The 21,848-nt window shown below is 74.7% G+C and carries 23 protein-coding genes; 10 read left to right on the forward strand and 13 right to left on the reverse strand.

From position 1 onward, the window contains the following. Nucleotides 1–84: 84 nt before the first annotated feature. The 3 genes from FHX73_RS36045 to FHX73_RS36055 form a co-directional block, all read right to left on the reverse strand. Nucleotides 85–2,037, reverse strand: a complete 1,953-nt coding sequence (locus tag FHX73_RS36045) for a WD40 repeat domain-containing protein (protein WP_145910215.1) — start codon at nucleotides 2,035–2,037, stop codon at nucleotides 85–87. 88 nt (nucleotides 2,038–2,125) lie between these two features. Then, the gene (locus FHX73_RS36050; protein WP_145910216.1) at nucleotides 2,126–2,518 is read right to left on the reverse strand and encodes a hypothetical protein; all 393 of its coding nucleotides are present in this window, start codon (nucleotides 2,516–2,518) and stop codon (nucleotides 2,126–2,128) included. After that, nucleotides 2,511–2,891, reverse strand: coding sequence for a hypothetical protein (locus FHX73_RS36055; protein ID WP_145910217.1), 381 nt, complete (start codon nucleotides 2,889–2,891; stop codon nucleotides 2,511–2,513). The genes FHX73_RS36050 and FHX73_RS36055 overlap by 8 nt, the downstream gene beginning before the upstream one ends. A gap of 518 nt (nucleotides 2,892–3,409) precedes the next feature. On the opposite strand from FHX73_RS36055, the gene FHX73_RS36060 reads away from it, so the two are divergent. Further along, entirely contained in the window at nucleotides 3,410–3,973 is a 564-nt protein-coding gene (locus FHX73_RS36060) for a flagellar hook-length control protein (RefSeq protein ID WP_145910218.1), read from the forward strand. Nucleotides 3,974–4,030: 57 nt separating this feature from the next. Here FHX73_RS36060 and FHX73_RS36065 read toward each other — a convergent pair whose 3' ends face one another. Further along, a complete protein-coding gene (locus FHX73_RS36065) occupies nucleotides 4,031–5,065 on the reverse strand; it encodes a saccharopine dehydrogenase NADP-binding domain-containing protein (protein WP_145910219.1) in 1,035 nt (344 codons plus the stop codon). Between the two features lie 172 nt (nucleotides 5,066–5,237). Here FHX73_RS36065 and FHX73_RS36070 point away from each other — a divergent pair, with 172 nt between their 5' ends. Next, complete coding sequence (locus FHX73_RS36070) at nucleotides 5,238–6,212, forward strand: helix-turn-helix domain-containing protein (RefSeq protein WP_145910220.1); 975 nt, start codon at nucleotides 5,238–5,240, stop codon at nucleotides 6,210–6,212. 5 nt (nucleotides 6,213–6,217) lie between these two features. Continuing rightward, nucleotides 6,218–7,093 (forward strand): alpha/beta fold hydrolase, encoded by an 876-nt coding sequence (locus FHX73_RS36075; RefSeq protein WP_145910221.1) that lies wholly within the window; start codon nucleotides 6,218–6,220, stop codon nucleotides 7,091–7,093. A 4-nt stretch (nucleotides 7,094–7,097) separates the two neighbouring features. Here the strand turns inward: FHX73_RS36075 and FHX73_RS36080 are convergent, their stop codons facing one another. Both FHX73_RS36080 and FHX73_RS36085 read right to left on the reverse strand, forming a co-directional pair. Further along, nucleotides 7,098–8,108 carry an endo alpha-1,4 polygalactosaminidase gene (locus FHX73_RS36080; RefSeq protein ID WP_145910222.1) on the reverse strand — a complete coding sequence of 337 codons (1,011 nt, stop codon included), beginning with the start codon at nucleotides 8,106–8,108 and terminating at the stop codon, nucleotides 7,098–7,100. Nucleotides 8,109–8,112: 4 nt separating this feature from the next. After that, nucleotides 8,113–8,652, reverse strand: a complete 540-nt coding sequence (locus tag FHX73_RS36085) for a GNAT family N-acetyltransferase (RefSeq protein WP_145910223.1) — start codon at nucleotides 8,650–8,652, stop codon at nucleotides 8,113–8,115. Nucleotides 8,653–8,731: 79 nt separating this feature from the next. On the opposite strand from FHX73_RS36085, the gene FHX73_RS36090 reads away from it, so the two are divergent. The 4 genes from FHX73_RS36090 to FHX73_RS36105 all read left to right on the forward strand — a co-directional run bounded on the left by FHX73_RS36090 (nucleotide 8,732) and on the right by FHX73_RS36105 (nucleotide 10,959). Continuing rightward, nucleotides 8,732–8,992, forward strand: coding sequence for a Smr/MutS family protein (locus tag FHX73_RS36090; protein WP_246214092.1), 261 nt, complete (start codon nucleotides 8,732–8,734; stop codon nucleotides 8,990–8,992). 87 nt (nucleotides 8,993–9,079) lie between these two features. Beyond that, nucleotides 9,080–9,424 (forward strand): hypothetical protein, encoded by a 345-nt coding sequence (locus tag FHX73_RS36095; protein WP_145910224.1) that lies wholly within the window; start codon nucleotides 9,080–9,082, stop codon nucleotides 9,422–9,424. 22 nt (nucleotides 9,425–9,446) lie between these two features. Next, complete coding sequence (add, locus tag FHX73_RS36100; RefSeq protein WP_246214093.1) at nucleotides 9,447–10,433, forward strand: adenosine deaminase; 987 nt, start codon at nucleotides 9,447–9,449, stop codon at nucleotides 10,431–10,433. Nucleotides 10,434–10,530: 97 nt separating this feature from the next. Beyond that, complete coding sequence (locus tag FHX73_RS36105) at nucleotides 10,531–10,959, forward strand: hypothetical protein (protein WP_145910225.1); 429 nt, start codon at nucleotides 10,531–10,533, stop codon at nucleotides 10,957–10,959. Nucleotides 10,960–11,030: 71 nt separating this feature from the next. Here the strand turns inward: FHX73_RS36105 and FHX73_RS36110 are convergent, their stop codons facing one another. From FHX73_RS36110 to FHX73_RS36125, 4 genes are all read right to left on the reverse strand, one after another. Beyond that, complete coding sequence (locus FHX73_RS36110; RefSeq protein WP_145910226.1) at nucleotides 11,031–12,911, reverse strand: PQQ-like beta-propeller repeat protein; 1,881 nt, start codon at nucleotides 12,909–12,911, stop codon at nucleotides 11,031–11,033. 90 nt (nucleotides 12,912–13,001) lie between these two features. Then, complete coding sequence (locus tag FHX73_RS36115; RefSeq protein WP_145910227.1) at nucleotides 13,002–13,745, reverse strand: ABC transporter permease; 744 nt, start codon at nucleotides 13,743–13,745, stop codon at nucleotides 13,002–13,004. Next, nucleotides 13,742–14,668: an ABC transporter ATP-binding protein gene (locus FHX73_RS36120; RefSeq protein WP_145910228.1), complete on the reverse strand. Its 927-nt coding sequence runs from the start codon at nucleotides 14,666–14,668 to the stop codon at nucleotides 13,742–13,744. The genes FHX73_RS36115 and FHX73_RS36120 overlap by 4 nt, the downstream gene beginning before the upstream one ends. A gap of 146 nt (nucleotides 14,669–14,814) precedes the next feature. Continuing rightward, nucleotides 14,815–15,399, reverse strand: a complete 585-nt coding sequence (locus FHX73_RS36125) for a GNAT family N-acetyltransferase (protein WP_145910229.1) — start codon at nucleotides 15,397–15,399, stop codon at nucleotides 14,815–14,817. 174 nt (nucleotides 15,400–15,573) lie between these two features. Between FHX73_RS36125 and FHX73_RS36130 the strand changes: the two genes are divergently transcribed. Next, on the forward strand, nucleotides 15,574–15,864 hold the full coding sequence (locus FHX73_RS36130; protein ID WP_145910230.1) for a hypothetical protein: 291 nt from the start codon (nucleotides 15,574–15,576) through the stop codon (nucleotides 15,862–15,864). Between the two features lie 17 nt (nucleotides 15,865–15,881). Here the strand turns inward: FHX73_RS36130 and FHX73_RS36135 are convergent, their stop codons facing one another. From FHX73_RS36135 to FHX73_RS36145, 3 genes are all read right to left on the reverse strand, one after another. After that, a complete protein-coding gene (locus tag FHX73_RS36135; protein WP_145910231.1) occupies nucleotides 15,882–16,265 on the reverse strand; it encodes a cupin domain-containing protein in 384 nt (127 codons plus the stop codon). Between the two features lie 28 nt (nucleotides 16,266–16,293). Then, nucleotides 16,294–17,691 (reverse strand): NAD(P)/FAD-dependent oxidoreductase, encoded by a 1,398-nt coding sequence (locus FHX73_RS36140; protein WP_145910232.1) that lies wholly within the window; start codon nucleotides 17,689–17,691, stop codon nucleotides 16,294–16,296. 119 nt (nucleotides 17,692–17,810) lie between these two features. Continuing rightward, nucleotides 17,811–18,509 (reverse strand): TetR/AcrR family transcriptional regulator, encoded by a 699-nt coding sequence (locus FHX73_RS36145; protein WP_145910233.1) that lies wholly within the window; start codon nucleotides 18,507–18,509, stop codon nucleotides 17,811–17,813. Between the two features lie 220 nt (nucleotides 18,510–18,729). Here FHX73_RS36145 and FHX73_RS36150 point away from each other — a divergent pair, with 220 nt between their 5' ends. Both FHX73_RS36150 and FHX73_RS36155 read left to right on the forward strand, forming a co-directional pair. Beyond that, nucleotides 18,730–20,163 carry an APC family permease gene (locus tag FHX73_RS36150; RefSeq protein ID WP_145910370.1) on the forward strand — a complete coding sequence of 478 codons (1,434 nt, stop codon included), beginning with the start codon at nucleotides 18,730–18,732 and terminating at the stop codon, nucleotides 20,161–20,163. Nucleotides 20,164–20,207: 44 nt separating this feature from the next. Further along, nucleotides 20,208–21,845, forward strand: coding sequence for an amidohydrolase (locus tag FHX73_RS36155; RefSeq protein WP_145910234.1), 1,638 nt, complete (start codon nucleotides 20,208–20,210; stop codon nucleotides 21,843–21,845). The last annotated feature ends 3 nt before the right edge of the window (nucleotides 21,846–21,848 follow it).

Below are 21,848 nucleotides of genomic sequence, written 5' to 3' on the forward strand. Positions count from 1 at the left end.
TGCGAACAAGTTCGGAACGAACATGTTCGTTACCGCCCTGGATGACCGGCCCCTGGATGACCGCCCCCTGGGTTCGGCGTTCCGCTACCGCCGGTGCGTCAGCAGCGCCAGCTCCTCGCCGAACGCCACCAGCACCCCGCGCCCCGGCACCGGGGCCAGCGCCCCGACCCGGTACGGCAGCCGCAGCGGCTCGCCGTCCTCCTCCTGGGTCGCCAGGTCCCAGAGCCGCAGCGTCCGGTCGTCGCCCCCGGAGACCACCACCCACCGGCCGCCCAGCTCCGTGGTGGCCAGGTCGCCGAGCCGGCGCAGGTGCCCGCGCAGGCCGAGGCCCAGGTCGCGGCCGGCGCCCAGGTCCCAGACCCGCATCCAGCTGTCGTACCCCGCGCCCGTCACCACCACCGGGCGCCCGTCGACCACCGCCGTCGCCGCGCGGTCCACCCAGCGCCGGTGGCCCTCCAGCGGCCCGCCCAGCGGCTTGCGCGCGGCCAGGTCCCAGCGCCGCGCCCGGTGGTCGGAGTGCCCGGTGAGCAGCACGGTGCGCCCGTCCGCCACGGCCGCCGCCAGCGCCAGCACCCGGCGCTCGCCGGTCGCCAGCGGTGCCCGCGGTTCGCCGGTGGCCAGGTCCCAGATCCGCACCAGGCCGTCCGCGGCCCCGGCCAGCACCAGGGTGCGCCCGTCCTGCTCGGCCGTGGTCAGCGCGCTGACCCCGTCGGTCCCGGTCGCCAGGGCGCGGCTCTCGCCGGTCCGCGGGTCGGTCACCCGGACCACGCCGTCCGAGCCGCCGGTGAGCAGCACCGGCCGCCCGTCCAGCTCCGCGCCCGCCAGGGCGGACACGGACCCCTCGTGCCCGGGCAGCCGGCGCGCCCCGCTCGGCGGGTGCTCGACGTCCCAGGCGTGCACCGACCCGTGGTGGGTGCCGGCCACGGCCAGCCGGTCCGGACCGTCCGCCAGGACCAGCAGGGCCGAGACGGACCCGTCCAGGCCCGGATCGGCCGATCCCTCGTGGCGCGGTCCGTCGAACCCCCAGACCCGCACCGACCCGTCGAAGCCACGGGCCGCGACCGCGCCGTCCAGCAGCGCCAGTTGCTCGACGGGCTGCTCGTGCCCGGCGAACGGCTCGGCCAGGGGCTCGCGGGTGGCCAGGTCCCAGACCCACACCCGCCGCCCCGCGCCGCCGGCCGCCACCAGCTCGCGGCCACCGCTGCGAGCCAGCACCAGGGCGCCGACCCGGTGGAACGAACCGGTGGCCGGGCCGCCGGCGCCGGTGAGCGGCTCGCCGAGCTGCCGACCGGTCGCCGGGTCCCAGATCCGCACCGTGCCGTCCTGCCCCGCCGTCGCCACCACCCCGCCGCCGGCGGCCAGCGTCTGCACCGGGGCGGTGTGCCCGACCAGCGCGGGCCCGGCCGGCTGACCGGTGATCAGGTCGCGGACCAGCACCTCCCGGTCGTCCTCCCCCGCGCTGAGCACCACCTGACGACCCGCCACCATGGCCACCGCGAGCGCGACCACCCAGCCCGCGTGGCCGCCGACCGGCGGCGCGACCAGCTGCCCGTCCGCCAGGTCCCAGACCCGGACCAGGCCGTCCCACCCGCCCGTCACCAGCAGGGTGCGGCCGTCCCGTTCGGCGGCCGCGGCCGTGGTGATCCGGCCCTTCGGCACCTCCAGCGGCTCGCCGACCGGCTCACCGGAGCGCAGGTCCCAGGCCCGCAGCTGGTCACTGGTGTCCCCGGGACCGTCGGGGCTGTGCCGGTCCTGGTGGCCGGTGAGCAGCAGCGCCCGGCCCGCCGCGGTCAGCACGGTGACCACCCGGGCGTCGGGCCCGGCCTCGATGCCGAGCGCCGGACGGCTGCCGCCCGGCTCGCCGACGCTGATCCGCCCGTGGAACTCCTGCTCGACCAGCAGCAGGCGGCCGTCCAGCACCGCGAGTTCGGGTCCGAGGCCGCCGCGGCCCGGCCGAACCTCCCGGGTCCGCCGGTCCACCACCCGGCCGGTGACCCACGCGGCCTGCCACCGCTCGCTCGTCAGCTCGTGCTCCATCTGCGCCCCTCCTGCCGCCGGCCCCCGTCCGCCGCCAGTCTGCCCGCCGGGTCCGACGCACCGTCAACCCCGGGGCGGGGCCGCCATGTCAGTCGCCGACGACGCGGCCGAGCCCGAAGCCGACGAAGAAGGGCAGCTCGACCAGGAAGGCGATCAGCACCGCGCCGATGACGACCAGCACGGCGAACTCCCCGGCGGCCCAGGCCGGGTCCGCAACGAAACACACGAGCAGCCAGGCCGCGCCCGACACACCCGCACCGGCCAGCGCGGCGCACGGGCCGGCCGAGCGGTCGCGCCCCATCCCGAGCGCCAGGCCGACCGGCGCGGCACTGCACGGCGGCAGGATCATGGAGAGCGGCCAGATCCCCGGGTCGCCGCAGAGCAGCGGCAGCAGCGGGGCGACGGCCAGCACGGTCAGCCAGCCGGTGATCACCAGGGTCCGGCGCCGACGGGACGTCTGACCTGACTGACCGTCAGACATTGGCGCCGGCCCCGCCGATGCTCACGCCGAGGACGAACGGCAGCTCGACCAGCAGCGCGATCGCCGGCAGCCCGTAGAAGGCGACGGCGTAGAGGGCCTCGGCCGGGGTGAAGGCGCCAGCCCCGCAGAGCAGGGCGAGTTCGCCCGCCGCGACGGCCGCGCCGCCGATCGCCGCCAGCAGTGCGCCCGGCCAGGTCCAGCGGCGGCCGAGCACCGTGCCGGTCGCCACGGCGGCGGTGGGCGGCAGCGCCAGCGAGAGCGGGACGAGCGCCTCGGCGGTGAGCAGCAGGGGCAGCAGCGGGGCGACGGCCAGCACCGCCGTCCAGCCGGTGATCACGATGGCGTGGCGCTGTCGGAGTGTCAGATGGGACACGACTCCCCCAGGGTTGAACGCGTTCAACTTGAACACGTTCAACATAGCGCACGGCCATCCCGCCACCCCGACGTGCCCCGCCGGTCGCATGAATCGCATGCCGAGCGGTTATGAGTCGTCCATGCCAGAAACGCGCGATGGCCCGCGCGACGAGTGCGACGGCAGTGACGGTCCATCACCACCTCGGCCGGCGCCCACTTCTGGCACCCGCCGTGGTCATCACGGGTTCACCCCCAATCGTTCGCACCCGGCACACAGACGTGGCCGAAGTCCGCCGGTCCGGTTCCGCCGCCCGGGCGCCGCAGCCGCGCCGCCCCGACCGCCCCCACCTGCGGAGCAGCTCCGCCAACCGGGCCAACTGCCAGTCCGGGCAGCCGTCGTGGGCCATCGCGGGCGTCTTTACGTCCACCAGAACCGTCGGGGAGGATCGAGCCGCCGACCGCGGCCGACCGTGCCGCGGCCGCAGCACGTCCGGTCCCCCGCCGGACGCCCATCGGTACTCCCGAGAGGTTGAGTCGATGTCCCGATCCACCGCGAAACTGCTCGCCGGCGCGGCATCCCTCGCACTTGCCGGCGCCTTGGCCGCCGTCACCACCCCGGCCCTCGCCGCACCCGCCACCCCGACCGCCCTGCGGCCGGCGGCCGCCACCCACGCGGGCATGACCTGGACGGTCGCCGCCCAGCAGGCCAACGGCCCGGTGCACGTGAGCCACGACGCCACCACCAACGCCTACCAGGGCGACACTCCCGCGACCGCCGTGCTCCCGCTGCTCTGCCTGACCGTCACCGGCGCCGGCACCCCGGCCGGCGTCACCCCGGACTTCTACGACGGCTGGGCGGAGGGCGTGGTGGCGCTGAGCACCCCCGTCTCCGGCACCAGCCTGACCAGCCAGGCCACCGCCGACGCGCTCTGCGCCCAGCAGTTCGGCCCCGGCAGCCGCGAGGCCGAGTTCCACGACGGCCACTACGGCACCAACCTGGCCGCCACCGGCGGCTGGTCGTTCTGGGCCTACGGCAACGTCCCGACCGGCACCCGGTTCTGGGTGGCCATCAACGACCAGGCCGCCAACCCCTGGAACTGACGTACCATCAGCGGCCGCACCGGGCACACCGCCCGGTGCGGCCGCCGTGCCGCCCGCTCAGACCGGCAGCTCGACCTTGAGCTGCGCCGCGAGCGCGTGCAGGAAGTCGGCCGGGTCGAAGAGCACGCCGGCCGAGGTGACGCCGGTCGCCCCGGTGGTGCGGCCGGTGAGGACCCGGTCCAGCGCCTCCACCACCAGCGGGGCGGTGATCGCGTAGATGTCCCGGCCGCTCGCCACGGCGCGCCGCTCGGTGCCGCCGGAGCGGACCAGCACGTCCACCACGAAGGTCTGCGCGGACCGGCCCTGCTCGTCCACCGCGGCGGGGGCCGGGGTGTCGGGGGAGGCGATGTCCCGGGCCGCCTCGACCGTCATGTAGGTGACCACCTCGGAGACCGCCAGGTGGCTGGGGATGGTGACCACGTCGGCCATGGTGAACTCGCCCAGCACCGCGCGGCGGCCCAGCGGCTCGGGGAAGGACCAGTCCAGCCCCGGCAGCGCGCCGTCCTCCCGGCGCCGCAACTCGCCGCCGGTGAAGACCAGTCGGCCGCCGCCGCGCCGCTCGCGGGAGACCGCGCCGGCCTCCCGGGTGCCGGCGGTGGGGTGCCAGCCGTTCAGGCCGTAGGCGACGTGCACCTCGTCGGCCGAGCTCCAGTCCCCCATCGCGGCCGTCGCGAGCAGGTCGCCGAGGCCGCCGTAGAAGGCCATCGCGGGCACCACCGGCACCCCGGCCGCCCGGGCCCGGTCGCCGAAGGCCGCGAAGGTGTCGAGGTTGGCCTCCAGCTCGGCCGCCACGTCCAGGTACGGGATCCCGGCCCGCAGCGCGGCCTCGACCAGCGGCGCACCGGTGTGGGCGAACGGCCCGGCGCAGTTGACCACGGCGGCCGTGCCGGCCAGCGCGCGGTCCAGCGCCGCCGGGTCCTGCGCCGAGGCGGGGCGGGCCTCGAAGCCCGTCTCCGCGGCCAGGTCAGCCAGCTTCGCGGCGTCGCGCCCGACCAGCACCGGCCGGTAGCCGCGCTCGCGCAGCTCCGCCACCACGAACCGGCCGGTGTGGCCGTAGGCGCCGAACACGGCCACCAGCTGCTGCGATCCCATGAGGTACTCCCCGTCGTCGTTCCGTGCTGCCGGCGCCGCTGCGTGCTGCTCCGTGCTGCTCCGTGCTGCTCGGAGCCGCTGCGTGCTGCTCCGTGCTTTCGACAGACATCCTGGCGGGAACCCGCACACCTCCACCACCGTCCGGAACGCCAGCGAACGTACACTTCCGGACATGCCACTTCCGCAGCGGCCGACCGTCGCACTCGCCGTCACCGACGGCATGCTGCACTTCGAACTCGCCCTGGCCTGCGAGGTCTTCGGCAACGAGCTGACCGGCGTGCCGGGCGGCTGGTACGAACTGACGCTCTGTGGGCCCGGACCGGTCCGGGTGGGCGCCTTCCAGCTCGCCCCCACGGCCGGGCTCGACCGACTCGCCCGGGCCGACACGGTGATCGTGCCCGGCTGGGCCGATGTCGACCGCCCCGCGCCCGCCGAGCTGGTCGAGGCGGTGCGCGCCGCCCACCGGGCCGGCGCCCGGATCGTCTCGCTCTGCACCGGCGCCTTCGTGCTGGCCGCCGCCGGCCTGCTGGACGGGCGGCGGGCCACCACCCACTGGGCGCACACCCAGGTGCTGGCCGAGCGCCACCCGCGGGTCACGGTCGACCCGGACGTGCTCTACGTCGACAACGGCAGCGTGCTCACCTCGGCCGGCAAGGCCGCCGCGATGGACCTGTGCCTGCACCTGGTCCGGCTGGACCACGGCTCCGCGGTGGCCAACCGGCTGGCCCGCCGGCTGGTCGTGCCGCCGCACCGGGACGGCGGCCAGGCCCAGTTCGTCACCACCCCGGTGCCGGCGCCCGGCAACCACCCGCTCGCCGACCTGCTGCCCTGGGTGATGGAGCGGCTGGACCAGCCGCTGACCGTGGAGGACCTGGCCCGCCGGGCCAACCTGAGCTCGCGTCACCTGGGCCGCCACTTCCGCTCGGTGACCGGCACCAGCCCGCTCCAGTGGCTGCTCACCCAGCGGATCCGGCACGCCCAGGAGCTGCTGGAGACCACCGACGACAGCGTGGACGCCATCGCCGGCGCCACCGGCATGGGCACCTCGACCACCCTGCGCCGCCACTTCAACCGCACCGTCGGCGTGCCGCCGGACGCGTACCGCCGCACCTTCCGTTCACGCAAGCACGCTGGGATGCGGGAGTGACCACGATGAGGATGCGAATCGACGGAACGGACATCGAGTACGACGAGACCGGGTCCGGCCCGGCCGTCGTCCTGGTGCACGCCGGCTGCGCGGACCGCCGGATGTGGCAGGCCCAGTTCACCGCGCTCGGCCGCACGCACCGGGTGATCCGCTACGACTGGCGCGGGCGCGGCCGCTCCGGGGACCCGGTCGGCCCGTTCGCCCACCACCGGGACCTGATCGCGCTGCTGGACGCCCTGGAGGTGGAGCGGGCGGCCGTGGTGGGCGCCTCGGACGGCGGCCGGATCGCGCTGGACGCGGTGCTCAGCGCGCCGCGGCGGTTCGGCGCGCTCGCCCTGCTGGCGTCCGGGCTCTCCGGGCACCTGTGGCCGGCCTCGCTGGTGGAGCGGGCCCGGGAGCGGGTGCACAGCCTGGTGCCCGAGGAGCGGTTGCGGCGCTACCGGCAGGGCGGGGCGCAGGTGGATCCGGCCGACGTGGACGCGTGGGCCGAGGCGGAGGCCGAGCTGCTGGTCGCCGGGCCGCAGCGGACCCGGCGCGCACTGGACCGCGCGGTCTGGCAACTGGCCGTCGAGATGGACCGGTTGACCAGTCGGCGGCTCTGGGAGGGCCCGTCCGTGCCCGAGCAGCCGCTCTCTCCGCCGGCCAGCGGGCGGCTCGCCGAGGTGGCCGTCCCCACCCTGGTGGTCTCCGGCCTGGCCGACTCCCCGGAGATCCTCGCCGTCTCCCGCCTGCTGGCCGACGGCATCCCGCACGCCCGCCACCTGGAGCTCCCCGACACCGGCCACCTGCCGGCCATGGAGCGCCCGGCGGAGGTCACGGCCGCGCTGGGTGAACTGCTCGGCAGCCTGTCGGCGGCGGCAGGCCGACGGACCGTCGGCTGACGGCTCATCGGCAGGGGTGGTAGGGCAGGTCGGCGAGGGTCGGGCTGCTCTGCTTCACGATCGTGCTGAAGCCGAGCGCGGACGCCGCCCGGCACGGGACGGACGGGTCGCCGGTCTGCCACTCCGTCAGGTACTCGACGTGGAAGACCGGCTTCCCGCGGTTCAGGAAGCCGTCGGCCAGCGGTTGACACTCGTCGAACCTGACGCAGCTCTCGTCCACCGAGAAGTCGAAGACCTCGCCCAGCTCCGGCGCCTGCTGGGCGTCGTTCTTCAGGCCCGCCGCCAGGCCGTACCGGTGCGCCGCATCGGCCAACGACCGGTTGTAGACGAGCTGGTCGTCCGCGCCGATCGCCGACCCGGTCTCGGCGCGCGGGTGCTGGTAGGCCTCCACCAGGTCGCCCTCCACCCCGTCGAAGCCCGCCGCCGCGCACTCGGCCATCCGCGCCGCCATCACGCCGACCAGGAACTCCCGCGCGCCCGAGTCGCCGATGTTCAGCCAGTTCTCGCTCTCCTCGTAGCCCGCCACCGGCCCGCCGATCAGGTGCGCCCCGGGGTGTTCGGCGGCCCAGGCGCGGATCGTCCCCTCGTCGGGGCGGCCCTTCTCCAGCGCACCGACGTCGAGGTAGCACACCGCCCGGCCGCCGCGCCGGTGGATCGCCGTCACCGCAGCCGAGTTGGGGTGGCCCGAGACGTCGAACAGATCGACGTCCCACACCTGGGGGCAGACCGGCGCGCCGCCGGACACCGGCACCACGCACACGCCGTCCACGTCGACGCCCCCGGTGGCCGCGAACCGCGGGTCCGGGTTCGTCTGCAACTGGTACTGCCAGCGGTCACCGACCGTCGGCGTCCACCGCAGCGCCACCGGCGAGGCGGGCGGGGTGGGTGAGGCGGCCTGGCTCGGGGCGCCGCCGTCATCGCCGTCACCGTCGCCCGCGCACCCGGCGAGCGCGACCAGCAGGCCGGCCAGCAGCAGCGCCCGCCACCACCCGGTCGCGGCCCGACCCGCCGTCACGCCGTCACGCCGTCCGCAGGTGACGGTGGCCCTCGGTCGGGAAGTCCGGCGGCCGCGGCGCCAGCACCTCGCCCAACGCGAACCCCGCCTTCTCGGCCACCCGGCAGGAGGCGGTGTTGTCCACCGCGTGCATCAGGACCAGGCTGGTCAGCGGCGTCCGCCGGGGCAGCCCGAAGGCCCACTCGGCGACGGCGGCCAACGCCCGCGGGGCCACCCCCCGGCCACGGGCGGCGGCGCTGGTCCAGTACCCGACCTCGGCGGTGTCCCGGTCGTCCGCGACGTCCTTCAGCACCATGTTCGCGATCGGCCCGCCGGACTCCCCCAGCACGGCGAAGGCGTACCTGGTCCCGTCCGCCCACGCGGCCTCCTGCTCGGCCAGCCACCGCCGCCCGTCCGCCTCGTCCGCGACCCGGTGGAACAACCACTGGCGCATCCCCGGATCCTGGTACGCGGCGACCAGGTCGGGCAGGTCGCCGGCCTGCCAAGGGCGCAGCAGCAGCCCCGGCGCGTCCCCGGCCGGCGCCACCTCCAGCGTGACGGACATGCTGATCCCCCGATCGTTCGGTCCCGTCCCCGCACTCGTCCGCGGGGCGCGCGGACACCCTACCGGCTATCGTTCGCCCGTGAACAAACAGCCGCTGCGCAGCCTCGACCTGCACCCGATCTTCCGCAACAACCGGGACATCGAACTCGCGATGCGTCAGTTCCTGTTCGCCGCGGCCCGGTCCGGCGACCCGGTGGCCGAGATCATCCCCGGCAAGGGCTCCGGCCAGCTGCTGCGCCGGGTGCTGGCCTTCCTGGACCAGAAGCACATCCGCAAGCTCTACGTCCGCCACGAGCAGGACCCGCACAACCCGGGCCGGGTCCTGGTGCACTTCCGCTGACGGATCGCCTGACGGATCGCCTGACGGATCGCGCCCGCTCTGCCAGGATGTCCGTAGCAGCACCGTGCGGACCGGGGGGAGACGCACATGGCGCGGACGGCGCCCGAGCGGACGACGAAGGCCTCGTGGCGCGAGCCCGGCGCCGTGTTGATCTGGTTCGCCCTGCTGGAACTGCTGCTGACGGTGCTGCTGCTGACGGCCGTCGAAGTCCTCGGCCTCCTGGTGGTGGTCTGGCCCGCCCATTCGCCCGCCCAGGCGCACCGGCATCACGTGCTGGCGGCCTGGCTGGTCGCCGGCCCGCTGCTCGGGCTCGGCGCGCCCTGCCTGGCGTTCCTGCTGCCCCGGTTCCGCGCCGCCAACCTGGGGATCCAGCTCACCGTCGTCACCACCGGCCTGCTGGTCGGCACCCTCCTCACCGCACTGCTCAACTGAGCCCCCATCGGGAGAACGCCCCGTGCCGTCCGCCCCGCGCGATCTGCGCACCCTGCCCAAGGCCGAGCTGCACCTGCACCTGCTCGCCGCGATGCGGCCGGCGACGCTGGCCGAACTGGCCGCCGAGGACGGGCGGGAGGCGCCGGATCCGCAGGGGTTCACCGACTTCGCCGGCTTCCAGCAGGTCTTCCACGCCGCCTACGAGGCGAGCTCCGCGCGGCCGGAGAACCTGCGCCGGGTGGTCACCGAGCTGGTGGCGGACGTGGCCGCGGACGGTGGGGTGTGGGTGCAGCCGCACTTCGACCCGCACAGCTACCCGCAGTTCGGCACGGCGGACGAGGTGCTGGAGCTGGTCCTGGAAGCCGGCCGCGCCGCCGGTGCCGAGCTCGGTGTCGGGTTCGGCCTGACCATCGCGCTCTCCCGGCACCGCAGCGCCGAGGAGGCCGTCCGGCTGGCCGGGTTCGCCGCGCGGTACGCCGGCCGGGGGGTCTGCGCGCTCGGGTTGACCGGGGACGAACTGGCCGCGCCCGCTGAGCGGTTCGCGCAGGCGTTCGCGATCGGGGCGCGGGCGGGGCTGACCGCCGCCCCGCACGCCGGTGAGCTGGGTGGTGCCGAGAGCGTGCGGGCGGCCGTCGAGCGGCTGGGCGCGACCCGGGTGGCGCACGGGATCCGGGCCGTCGAGGACCCGGCGGTGGTCGACCTGCTGCTGCGGCGGCGGGTCTCGCTGGACGTCTGCCTGAGCTCCAACCGGGTGCTCGGCGTGGTCCCGGACCTGGCCGAGCACCCGCTGCCCCGGCTGCTGGCCGCCGGCCTGCGCTGCTCGCTCGGCACCGACGACCCGCTGATGTTCGGCTGCTCGCTGACCGACGAGTACCGGACGGCCCGCACCGTGCTGGGCCTGACGGACCGGCAGCTCGCCGACGTCGCCCGCACCTCGCTGGAGACCAGCGACGCCCCGGCCGAGCTGGTCGCCGCCGCCGTCGCGCGGGTCGACGACTGGCTCGGCTGAGGAACTCCCGACGAAAGTCCCGGCCCGGTGTCATACGGCGGCCCCGGCCCGGGTGTGTACCGGTCGTCCGCGCACCGTGCACCAGAGGGAGCACCCCATGCACCGCCGCACCACCCACGCCTTCGGCACCGCCACCGCCGCGTTCGCCCTGCTGACGCTGGCCCTGGGCTCGACGGGCTTCGCCCCGCCGGCCCACGCCGCCACCCGGGCGCCCGCGCTCACCTGCGGGCGGGCCTACGACTACCTGGGCGACAACATCAAGGTCGAGGTCTCGATCGACGACAACTGCCGGGCCTACGACGTCTGGGGCATCTGGCTGGGCAATGCGGCCAACGGCCACCTGGAGTTCTGGGGCCCGCACGGGGAGATCGGGAACACCCCGGACAGCAACTCGGACCAGGGCGACGTGCGGATCAACCCGACGCAGAGCACCACGGACGGCGACCTGTGGTGCACCCGGTTCTGGCAGCACAACGGCGACGGCGGCTACACCCAGCTGGGCGGGGACACCTGTGTGACGCTCTGACGCGCCGTGGCACGTGACGTGGCGTCAGGACCGGTTCGGGGGGACGGTCCTGACGCCACGCCCGGCCGACCTCAGCCGACCCGCATGCCGCGCCGCCGGGAGGACGGCCGGCGGCCCGTCAGCGCGTCCACCGCCAGCACCTGGCCGCGGTTGGTGGCCACGTACACCACGCCGCCCGCGTACACCGGGCTGCTGCCGGGGCCGTTCAGCGCCACCCGCCAGCCCACCCGCCCGGTGACCGGGTCGATCCGGAACAGGCCCCGGTTGCTGGCCGAGCCGACCAGCCAGCCGTCGGGGCCGCTGCTGCTGAAGCCGGAGGCGCCGTGCGGGCCGGCGTGGTGCCAGCGCGGTTCCCCGGTGGCGGCGTCGAAGGCGTGCGCACCGGTGCCGTTGTCGCCGATCACCACCGTGCCCTCGGCGATCCCCGGGCTGTGGTCGATCGCGGTGCCGCCGGCCCGCGCGCTCCAGCGGTGCTCGCCGGTGGCCGCGTCGAAGGCGTGCACCCGGCCGCCGCCGGTGCCGGTGTAGACGGTGCCGTCGGCCACGCTCGGCGCACCGAAGGCCAGGTAGCGCTCGCCGGTCTGCGAGTTGTGCCACAGCAGCTCGCCGGTCGCGGCGTCGAAGGCGCTCAACTCGCCCTTGGCGGACTGCACGTAGACCCGTCCGTCGGCCACGGTGGCGGCCGAGCAGGCGCCGGCGGGCAGGTGGCGCTGCCACTGCTCGGTGCCGGTGCGGGCGTCCAGCGCGGTCAGCCGGCTCGGCTCGCGCAGCGGGAAGGCGGGCAGCTGCACGGTGTGTATCAACCCGTCCGCGAGGGTGGGGGCGGCCGAGACGCCGACCCGCCGGGTCCAGCGGCGCTGTCCGTCGGCCGTGCCGACGGCGTGCAGCAGTCCGTCGTCGCTGACCAGGTAGAGGGTCGCGCCGGCCACCGCCGGGGGCCGGACGATCCCGTCCTCGGCGCGGTACTTCCAGCGGAGTTCGCCGGTGAGCGCGTCCAGCGCGTAGCAGTGGTGGCCGGCGCTCTGGTAGACGGTGCCGTCGCAGACGGCCGGTTCGGTGGCGGGCGGCTCCGGCAGCCGCACGCTCCAGGCCCGGAAGTCCTCGGGTGCGCGGGCCTGCGGGAAGACACCGGTGTGCGCGGGCCCGCCCCGGTACATGGTGACCGGCCCGGTGAGGTCCGCCGCATCCACCGTCGCGGGCGGCTCGGGCCGCGCCGCCGGTGCCGCGTCGCCCCACAGCGCGGGGTCGGCCTGGGCGATCAGCTCGGCCAGCGAGCGCAGCACCGCCAACGGCGGCGTGCCGCGCCCGGCCGGCCCCTGGAGGCCGACCTGGCAGAGCCAGCGGTCGTCGACCCGCCACTCCAGCCAGCGCCGGTCGTCGCCGAACTCCCGCACGGCGGGCGTCAGCAGACGGGCCGCCAGGTCGGGATCGGTGGTCTCCACCAGGTGGACGGCGTCGTAGTCGGCGTCCCCGGTGTCGTGGACGAACCGGCCCGGGGTGGCCCGGATCCGCTGCCGCTCCAGCGGCAGCATGGTGTCCAGGGCCAGCGTGTGGTGCGAGACCACCACCAGCGGCAGCGGGCGCGGCAGTTCGACCAGGTGCACGGTGCGGACCGCGATCGCGGGCATCCGCAGCTCCCAGAACCGGGTGTTCCAGTACGCGACCCGGTCGAAGACGGTGACCCGGCGGCCGTCCAGGGTGCCGGTCACCACGAAGCGCGCGGCGGACCGGTGCTCGGCCCCCAGCGGGGGGATCGCGGTCGCCCAGCGGCGGGCCAGCTCCTGGTCCTCCTCCCGGTACTCCCAGCCGAGTTCGGCCGCCCAGCGGCGCCGCTCGGCGCGCCGGCTGCGCAGTTCGGACCGCGCGCGGCCGGCCGGGCCGAACCGCAGCTGGAGCGCTCCCAGCACCAGCAGCCCGCCGAGCAGGGCCGTCCAGAGGACCCCGTCAGCCATCTGTCCTACCTCCGTTGCGTGGAGTGTTCGTGTGGAACAAGGACACTACCGTGTACGGAGGTTGACCGGCGTGGAACTCGAACCCGGGCCTCAGGACCAGCGGGTGAGGATCTCCTCGCGGCGGAAGACGGCCCGGCTGAGCAGGCCGAGCGCCAGGTCGAGGCCGGCCAGCACCGCCGCGACCACCAGCAGCCCGGCGGTGTCCAGCGTGACCGCGCCCGTCTCGGAGGCGACGTACAGCCCGGTGAACGGCAGCACCACCAGCGCGCCGAGCTGCTGGCCGGCCCGCACGTCGGTGACCCGGGAGGAGACCACCACGCTGAACCCGACCGAGCCGAGCGCGGCGAGCGGCACCACCAGGAGCAGCACCAGCAGGATGCTCGCGTTCGGGAAGTAGTCGCGGCCCAGCTTGTCGTGGGTGAAGGCGTCGGTGAGGGTCATGAAGACCACCGAGGCGAGCCAGATCGCCCCGATCGGCGGCAGCGCGGCGGCCAGCGCCTTGCCGAGCAGGATCTCGCCGTCGGTGGCGGGCGTGGCGAGCAGCGGTTCCAGGCTCCGTTCGACCTTCTCACCGACCAGGCTGTAGGTGGCGATCGCGGTCGGCAGCAGCGCGGCCCCGATCACGAAGAAGAAGCCGAACGAGTCCAGGATCCGCGGCAGCGCCGAGGCGGGGATGCCCTGGCCGCCGTTGCGGTGGCCGGCGAACCGGGTGATCAGCGGCAGGCCGACCGAGACGATCAGCGGGAAGGCGATCAGCGAGGAGCGGATGCTCCGCCGGGTGAGCACCAGCCGCAGGTCCTTGGCGGCGATGGTGGTGACGATCCGTCGGTTCACGGGGCCTTCTCCTCACCCAGCAGTTCCAGGTAGACCTCCTCCAGGCTGGCGGTGACCGGCACCACGCTCTGCACCCGCCCGCCGGCCGCGACCACGGCGGCCACCAGCTCCGGGTTCTCCCGCACCGGGTCCGCGACGGCCACCGTGATCGTGTCGCCGTCGGCGCGCACGCCCTCGGGGTGCAGCGCGCGGACGGCGGCGAGCACCGGGTCGGTCACGGCGTCCAGCCGGATCCGGGTGGTGCTGCCGTGCAGCTGGGCCCGCAGCTCGGCGGGGCTGCCGACCGCGACCAGCCGGGTGCGCAGCACGCCGACCCGGTCGCAGACCCGCTCGGCCTCGGCCAGGTCGTGGGTGTTGAGCACGATGGTGCGCCGCTCGGCGCGCAGCTGGAGCAGGAACTCCCGCACGGCGCGGGCGCCTTCGGGGTCCAGGTTGGCGGTCGGCTCGTCGAGGAAGAGCACCGGCGGGTCGTGGATCAGCGCGCGGGCGATGGCCAGGCGCTGGCGCATGCCCTTGGAGTAGGTGGCGGCCTTGCTGTCCCGGCGCTCCCAGAGGCCGAGCCGGGTGAGCAGTTCCTCGGTGCGCTCGGCCCGGACCCGCTTGGGGAGCTGGTGCAGCTTGCCGAAGTAGTCGAGGGTCTGAACGGCCGTCAGGTCCGGGTAGAGGCCGGGCTCCTCGGGCAGCAGGCCGATCAGGCCGCGGATCCTGCGGTCGGCGCCGGGGTCGCCGATCCGCTGACCGGCCACCACGGCCCGGCCGCTGGTCCGGCCGATCAGGCAGCCGAGCATCCGCACGGTGGTGGTCTTGCCGGCGCCGTTCGGGCCGAGCAGCGCGAAGACCTCGCCCTCGCCGATGGTCAGGGTGAGCCGGTCCACGGCGGTGCGGGTGCCGAAGGTCCGGGTCAGCTCCTCGATCTCGATCACGCCAGACCTCCTCGGTACGGCCGGGCCGCGGGTGCGACCATTATGGCCACCCGGTGGGCGCGCCGGACAGCGGCGCGCACACCCCGCCCGCCGCCGCTCCGCTGACCGCCGCTCCGCTGACCGAGCGTTCGCTAACCGAGCGTTCGCTAACCGAGCGCGGCGATCCGGGCGAAGCGCTCGGGGTCGCGCAGGCCGACGCAGTCGTGCGCCCAGAACGCCTCGCTGTAGACGTAACCGCCCGTCATCCACTCCTCGTGCGCGGACAGTCGCGCCACCTGGAAGGCCGGGTCCGGGATCCGCAGCGAGGGCGCCCGGAACCCGTGTGCCGAGGCGCGCTCGAAGCCGCGGGCTCCGTAGTAGGGCGGCGAACCCTCCAGGAAGACCAGCGGCAGGCCCTGCCGCTCCGCCGCCGCCAGCGCCGCCGCGACCAACTCCGTTCCCACGCCCCGGCGCTGGTGCTCCGGGTGGACGCCGAGCGGCGAGAGCGTGGCCACGTCCACCAGTCGCCGCTGCGCGTCCAACCGCCCGGCGCTGAGCATCACGTGGCCCACCACCGACCGGTCCGCGTCCGTCGCCACCAGCGACAGCGGGGCGAACGCCGCCGGCGCCGTGCGCAGCGCCGCCACCAGGCCGGGCACCCGGTCCGGGTCACCGAAGGCGAGCACGTGCAGGTCGTGGACGGCGGCGTGGTCCCCGGGCTGTTCCGGCCGGATCCGGTAGCTGGATGTCATGCCGGGCACGGTACGGAGCCGGGCCAGCGGTCCGCGAGCAGATTTAGGCGGCCGGCAGCCGGAGGGCACGGACCAGCAACTCCGGTTCACCCGAACGAGTGGATAGCCGAACGGTTCGCATGGGAAGGAAATGCTCGGTGACTACACCGCTCATTCCAGCAACCGGGAGAACCCTTGAAGCGAGTACTGCACGCGGCCGGCATCGTGCTGGCCGCCGCCACCCTCGGTCTGACCACCGCCACCAGCGCCGGCGCCGCCACCGGCCAGCTCAGCCTCAACGACCAGTTCTTCCAGGACCCGAGCGGCTGCTACAACGCGGAGAGCGGCCCGCTGAACGTCTACAACGGCACTGACCAGGAGGTCACCGTCTTCGGCAACGCCGACTGCACCGGACCGGTGAACGGCACGGTGGATCCCGGCCAGTCAGGCAACTTCGACTTCGGTGCCAGCGTCTCCGTCCCCTGACAGCCCCTGAGGACCCCTCAGAAGTCATCTCGTTCGGCGGGTCGGCGGTAGCGAGCGGGCAGGGTGATGGCGTAGGCCTTGCGCAGGGTCTCGTGCACCGTCCACACGGTGCGGTCCCCCGCATTGAGCACGCAGACGTCGCCCGGGCCGACCTCCAGTACCGGCCCGTCCTCGATCTCGATCGTCGCCCGTCCGCTCACCACGACGAACAGTTCGTCGGCCGCGACGTCGGACAGCACTCCGGGCGTGAGCTGCCGGATCCCGCGCACGGTCCGCCCGTCCGGCGACTCCCAGAGCACCCGTCCCGAGGCCTCGGGCGTCCCGGCCAGCACCCGGGCCGGGGCCAGCGGCTCGGGGTCGAGCTCCGCGTTCGGGACGTACACGGCAAAACTGTCATACATTCAGATCACAAACTTTCAGCACGGGGTGTCAGCTGTCGAAGCCGAGGCCGACCCGGTCCAGCGCGCGCAGCCAGGGGTTGCGCCGGCCGCCGTTCGCGTCCGCCCGGGCCAGTGACCACTTGGTGAGGCCGATCCCGATCGACCGGGCCGGCTCGGGCGGGAACGGCAGCGGCTTGCGGCGGACCATCTCCAGCCCCGTCCGCTCGGTCCGCTCCCCGGCCAGCAGGTCGAGCACCACCTGCGCACCGAACCGGGTCGCACCCACGCCGAGACCGGTGTAGCCCGCCGCGTAGGCCACCCGCCCGCGGTGCGCCAGGTCGAAGAAGGCGCAGAACCGGGTGGAGGTGTCGATCGCGCCGCCCCAGGCGTGGCTGAACCGGACCCCGGCGAGCTGCGGGAAGGTGCGGGCGAAGTGCCGGGCCAGGGTGGCGAAGGTCTCCGGCCGCTGGTCGCGCTCGGCCCGCACCCCCGCGCCGGGCCGGTACACCGCGTCGTAGCCGCCGAACAGGATCCGGTCGTCCGCGCTCAGCCGCACGTAGTGGAACTGGTTGGCGCTGTCCGCCCAGCCCTGCCGGCCCCGCCAGCCGACCGCGGCGAGCTGATCGGCCGTCAGCGGCTCGGTCATCAGCGCGTAGTCGTAGACCGGCACGGTGTACGGGCGGTGGCGGCGCAGCAGGGCGGGGAAGGCGTTGGTGGCCAGCGCGACCTTCGCCGCCCGCACCCGCCCGTAAGGGGTGCGCACCGCGATCGCGGGGCCGGACTCGGCGAGCGCGGTGGCCGGCGTGTGCTCGTGGATCCGCACCCCGAGCTCCAGGCAGGCCCGCTTGAGCCCCCAGGCGAGCCGGGCGGGGTTGACCATCGCCACCCCGTCCCGGTCCCAGAGTCCGCCGAGGAAGGTCGGCGAGTCGATCTGGGCCCGCACTTGTGCCCGGTCCAGCAGCGTGAGTTCGCTGCCGTGGCGCGCGGCGAGCGCCTGGTGCTCGTGCAGGCCCGCCAGTTGGTACGGCTCGGTGGCGACGGTGATCGAGCCGGTGCGCTCCCAGTCGCAGTCGATGCCGTAGCGCTCGACGGTCCGCTCGATGCCGCGCAGGTTGTCGGCCGCCAGCCGCTCCAGCAGCCCGAGTTCGGCCGGCCAGCGCTGGTGCCCGTTGCCGAGTCCGTGGGTGAGGCTGGCCTCGCAGAAGCCGCCGTTGCGCCCGGAGGCGGCCCAGCCGACTTCCCGGGCCTCGACCAGCAGCACCTCGCGCTCGGGGTGGCGCTCCTTGGCGAGCAGCGCGGTCCACAGGCCGCCGTACCCGCCGCCGACCACCAGCAGGTCGCAGTGCGCCTCGCCGACCAGGGCGGGCAGCGCGGCGGGGCGGCCGGGGTCGTCCAGCCAGAACGGGACGGGTCGCGCGTCCGCGAGGGCGTGGACGGGGTCGGCCATGGTGGCGGGCTCCTTCGACGGGAGGTGCTGGGGGTGCCATCAAAGGAACGTCATCGGAGCGGCTAACGTCAATGGTGTTGTCATAAGCGGGCCGAACGTCCCCCGCGTCCCTGCGCAGGTCAGCTGGGCAGTCGGGCCGCGATCGCGTCCAGCATCAGCTCCAGCGCCACCGGGTAGCCGCTCAGCCGCATGTCGGCGGCGAGCAGCGGCACGGTGGCCGCGATGTGCGGGTGGGTCGCGGGCTCCAGCCGGGCGTAGGCCTGCTGCCAGACGGCCAGGTCGGCGGCCTGCGCGGCGGCGGGCAGCGAGAACACCGCGGAGTCCAGCGCGGCGAAGGCCAGCGCCTGGTCCACGAAGGCGTGGTAGATCCGCACCGCCTCCGGGTCGGCCAGGCCGGCCCGGCGCAGCACGCCGAGGATCGCCTCGACCGCCCTTATCTCGTTCTCCCGCCCGGTGGTGCGGTGCGCGGCCAGCAGCGCGGCCTGCGGGTGGGCCTGGTAGCAGCGGTGGATCCGCAGCCCGATCTCCGCCAGGTCGGCCCGCCAGTCGCCGGTCGGCTGCCAGCCGTGCTGGGCCCGGCCGATCAGCTCCTCGGCGAGCGCCAGCAGCAGGTCGTCGGTGCTGCGGAAGTAGCGGTAGATCGAGCTGGGGTCGGCGCCGAGCGCCAGGCCGAGGCGCCGCACGGTGAGCGCCTCCGCGCCGTGCTGGGCGACCAGGCGCAGCGCGGTCTCCACGATCAGCCGCTCGGAGAGCACGGTGCCCTGCTTGGTCGGCCGCCGGCGCCGCCGGTCCGGCTCGGGAACCACCCGGTCTGTCATGGCGGGGAGCTTATGACAACGGCATTGACCTGTGAAGCACCTCACGGGTTTCATGGCGAACCCCGCTTCCGGGCGTCCCCCACCCCGCACCCGGACCTCTCCCCCACTCCCCCACGAACACGGCGGTGATCCGTTGGCCACCAGAGCCAGGAGCACGGGCAGCGACCCGACCTCCTCCACCAGCACCACCGAATCCACCAGCTCCACCGAACCGGCCGCGATGCGCAAGTCGCTCGGGGCCACCGGCGCGATCGTGATCGCCGCCTCCAGCACCGCCGCCACCAGCAGCATCGGCATCGGTCTCGGCCTGACCGCGGGCGTGGTCGGCCTGCACCTGCCGGCCATCATGCTGCTGGCCTTCCTGCCGGTGCTCTGCATCGCCGGCGCCTACGGCCGGCTCAACCTGGTCGATCCGGACGCCGGCAGCAGCTACCGCTGGGTCGGCCAGGTGCTCAACCCCTGGCTCGGCTTCCTGACCGGCTGGGTCAACGTGGTCGGCACCGTCGTCTTCATGGCCTACACGGTCGCGGTGACCGGCTCCTCGATCATCCAACTCGCCGGCCAGGCCACCCTGCACCGGATCGGCGGCCTGCGGCTGGACCCGGACTCCACCCTGCAGTGCACCCTGCTCGGCCTGGTCGTGCTGTTCGCCGCCTCGCTGGTCGCGGTGCGCGGGGTCGACCTGGCGGCCCGGTTGCAGAAGTACCTGCTGGCCTTCGAGTACCTGGTGCTGATCGGCTTCCTCGGCTACGGCCTGGTGGTCGGCACCCAGCCGTTCTCCTGGGGCTGGTTCGACCCGTTCGGCATCCCCTCGCTGCACGCGCTGGCCCAGGGCATGGTGCTGGCGGTCTTCTGCTACTGGGGGTTCGAATCGGTCTTCAGCATCGGCGAGGAGGTCAGCGACCCGCGCCAGGCCTCCCGGGGCGGCTTCATCTCGCTGACGGTGATGATGCTGCTCTTCGTCTTCGCCTCGGTCGCCTTCCAACGCGTGCTGCCGCTCCAGGAGTTGGCCGACAACGGCGCCCAGGGCCTGACCTACTACGGCAACAAGCTGGCGCACCAGCCGCTGGCCGCACTGCCGTTGGTCGCGCTGATGTTCTCCGCCGCCGCCTCGCTCCAGGCCTCCGTCATCCCGACTGCGCGCGGGATGTACGCGATGGGGCGCGACCGCACCCTCGGCCCGGTCTGGACCAGGCTGCACCCGCGCCACCGCACGCCCGCCGCGGGCACCCTGCTGATCACCGCGATCGCCGCCGCGCTGGCCGTGCTCGCGCTGGTCATCCCGACCGTCAACTCGCTGATCTCGGCGGCCGTCAACGCGATCGGCATCGTGGTGGCGCTCTACTACGCGCTCACCGCCACGGCCGCCGCCGTCCGGTTCCGCCACCTGCTGCGCAGCGCACCGCTGGAGGCCCTGCGGGTGGTGGTCGCCCCGCTGCTCGGCGCGCTGGTGCTGCTGGCCGTCGGCGGCTACCTGGCCTGGAGCTTCTACGACTCCGCGGACCACTTCGAACTCAACGCCGACAACGGCTGGTTCGAGCTGCTGGTGCCGGTGATGATGATCGCCACCGGCCTGCTGGCCGCCGCCTGGGCGCGCTGGCGGCGCCGCTCGCCGTACTTCACCGAGCGCCACAGCACGCGCACCACCTCCTGATCCACCGTTCCTGATCGACCGTCACATCGTTTGGAGCAGCACAGATGTCCAAGGCAGACCTGGTCTTCACCAACGGCCCCGTGCACACCGGCGACCCGGCCCGGACCCGGGCGAGCAGCCTGGCCGTCACCGGCGAGCGGATCACCGCCGTCGGGCACGACGAGGTGCTGGAGCTGATCGGCCCGCGCACCGAGGTGGTGGACCTGGCCGGGCGCCTGCTGCTGCCCGGCTTCCAGGACGCCCACGTGCACGCCGTCTTCGGCGGCCTGGAGCTGGCCGACTGCGACCTCACCGGCACCACCGGGGTGGACGAGTACCTGTACCTGGTCCGGCAGTTCGCCGAGGCCAACCCGGAGCGGGAGTGGATCACCGGCGGCGGCTGGTCGATGGAGAGCTTCGCCGGCGGGCTGCCGACCCGGCAGCTGCTCGACTCGGTCGTCCCGGACCGGCCGGTCTACCTGCCCAACCGGGACCACCACGGCGCCTGGGTGAACTCCCGGGCGCTGGAGCTCGCCGGCCTGACCCGGGACACCCCCGATCCGGCCGACGGCCGGATCGAGCGGGAGGCCGACGGCACGCCCAGCGGAGTGCTCCAGGAGGGCGCGACCGGCCTGGTCGCCAAGCTGATCCCGCCGCACAGCCCCGCCGACCGGCTGGCCGCGCTGCTGCGGGCCCAGCGGCTGCTGCACTCGCTCGGCATCACCGGCTGGCAGGACGCGCTGCTCGGCGCGTTCAACGGCAACCCCGACCCGTCCGACGCCTACCTGGCCGCCGCCCGGGACGGCAGCCTGACCGCCCGGGTCACCGGCGCGCTCTGGTGGGACCGCGACCGGGGCACCGAGCAGATACCCGAACTCGTCCAGCGCCGCCGGGACCTGACGCACGGTCGGTTCCGGGCCGGCTCGGTCAAGGTCATGCAGGACGGCATCGCGGAGAACTTCACCGCCGCCATGACCAGCCCCTACCTGGACGGCTGCGGCTGCGCGACCGCCAACTCCGGCCTGAGTTTCGTGGATCCGGTGGCGCTGCGCGAGTACGTCACCGCGCTGGACCGGCTGGACTTCCAGGTGCACTTCCACGCGCTCGGCGACCGCGCGGTGCGCGAGGCGCTGGACGCCGTCGCCGCCGCCCGCGCCGCCAACGGCCGCCGGGCCACCCGGCACCACCTGGCCCACCTCCAGGTGGTGCACCCCGAGGACCTGCCCCGGTTCGCCCGGCTCGGCGCGGTCGCCAACATCCAGCCGCTGTGGGCCGCCCACGAGCCGCAGATGGACGAGCTGACCATCCCCTTCCTCGGCCCCGAACGCGCCGCCTGGCAGTACCCGTTCGGCGCCCTGCTGCGGGCCGGCGCGACCCTGGCGGCCGGCAGCGACTGGCCGGTCAGCAGCCCCGACCCGATCGCCGGCCTGCACGTCGCGGTCAACCGCCGCGAGCCGCACACCTCCGACGAACGGGTCTTCCTGCCCGAGCAGCGCCTGGACCTGGCCACCGCCGTCGCCGCCTACACGGCCGGCTCGGCGCACCTGAACGGCCACGACGACGCGGGCAGCCTGGGCGCCGGGCAGCTGGCCGATCTGGTGGTGCTGGACCGGGACTTCTTCACGGCGCCGGCCGAGGAGATCTGCGAGGCCCGGGTGCTGCGGACCTTCGTGGGCGGCGAGCAGGTGTACTCGGCCGACTGACCG

This window comes from Kitasatospora viridis, assembly GCF_007829815.1.
Lineage (GTDB): Bacteria > Actinomycetota > Actinomycetes > Streptomycetales > Streptomycetaceae > Kitasatospora > Kitasatospora viridis.

Coding starts and splice junctions, on each gene's coding strand:
- FHX73_RS36085 (WP_145910223.1), bottom strand. CDS start 8,652: ATGTCCGTCACGCTGGAGGTGGCGCCGGCCGGGGACGCGCCGGGGCTG.
- FHX73_RS36050 (WP_145910216.1), bottom strand. CDS start 2,518: ATGTCTGACGGTCAGTCAGGTCAGACGTCCCGTCGGCGCCGGACCCTG.
- FHX73_RS36075 (WP_145910221.1), top strand. CDS start 6,218: ATGAGGATGCGAATCGACGGAACGGACATCGAGTACGACGAGACCGGG.
- FHX73_RS36135 (WP_145910231.1), bottom strand. CDS start 16,265: ATGTATGACAGTTTTGCCGTGTACGTCCCGAACGCGGAGCTCGACCCC.
- FHX73_RS36065 (WP_145910219.1), bottom strand. CDS start 5,065: ATGGGATCGCAGCAGCTGGTGGCCGTGTTCGGCGCCTACGGCCACACC.
- FHX73_RS36145 (WP_145910233.1), bottom strand. CDS start 18,509: ATGACAGACCGGGTGGTTCCCGAGCCGGACCGGCGGCGCCGGCGGCCG.
- FHX73_RS36110 (WP_145910226.1), bottom strand. CDS start 12,911: ATGGCTGACGGGGTCCTCTGGACGGCCCTGCTCGGCGGGCTGCTGGTG.
- FHX73_RS36095 (WP_145910224.1), top strand. CDS start 9,080: ATGGCGCGGACGGCGCCCGAGCGGACGACGAAGGCCTCGTGGCGCGAG.
- FHX73_RS36105 (WP_145910225.1), top strand. CDS start 10,531: ATGCACCGCCGCACCACCCACGCCTTCGGCACCGCCACCGCCGCGTTC.
- FHX73_RS36070 (WP_145910220.1), top strand. CDS start 5,238: ATGCCACTTCCGCAGCGGCCGACCGTCGCACTCGCCGTCACCGACGGC.
- FHX73_RS36045 (WP_145910215.1), bottom strand. CDS start 2,037: ATGGAGCACGAGCTGACGAGCGAGCGGTGGCAGGCCGCGTGGGTCACC.
- FHX73_RS36155 (WP_145910234.1), top strand. CDS start 20,208: ATGTCCAAGGCAGACCTGGTCTTCACCAACGGCCCCGTGCACACCGGC.
- FHX73_RS36060 (WP_145910218.1), top strand. CDS start 3,410: ATGTCCCGATCCACCGCGAAACTGCTCGCCGGCGCGGCATCCCTCGCA.
- FHX73_RS36125 (WP_145910229.1), bottom strand. CDS start 15,399: ATGACATCCAGCTACCGGATCCGGCCGGAACAGCCCGGGGACCACGCC.
- FHX73_RS36140 (WP_145910232.1), bottom strand. CDS start 17,691: ATGGCCGACCCCGTCCACGCCCTCGCGGACGCGCGACCCGTCCCGTTC.
- FHX73_RS36150 (WP_145910370.1), top strand. CDS start 18,730: ATGCGCAAGTCGCTCGGGGCCACCGGCGCGATCGTGATCGCCGCCTCC.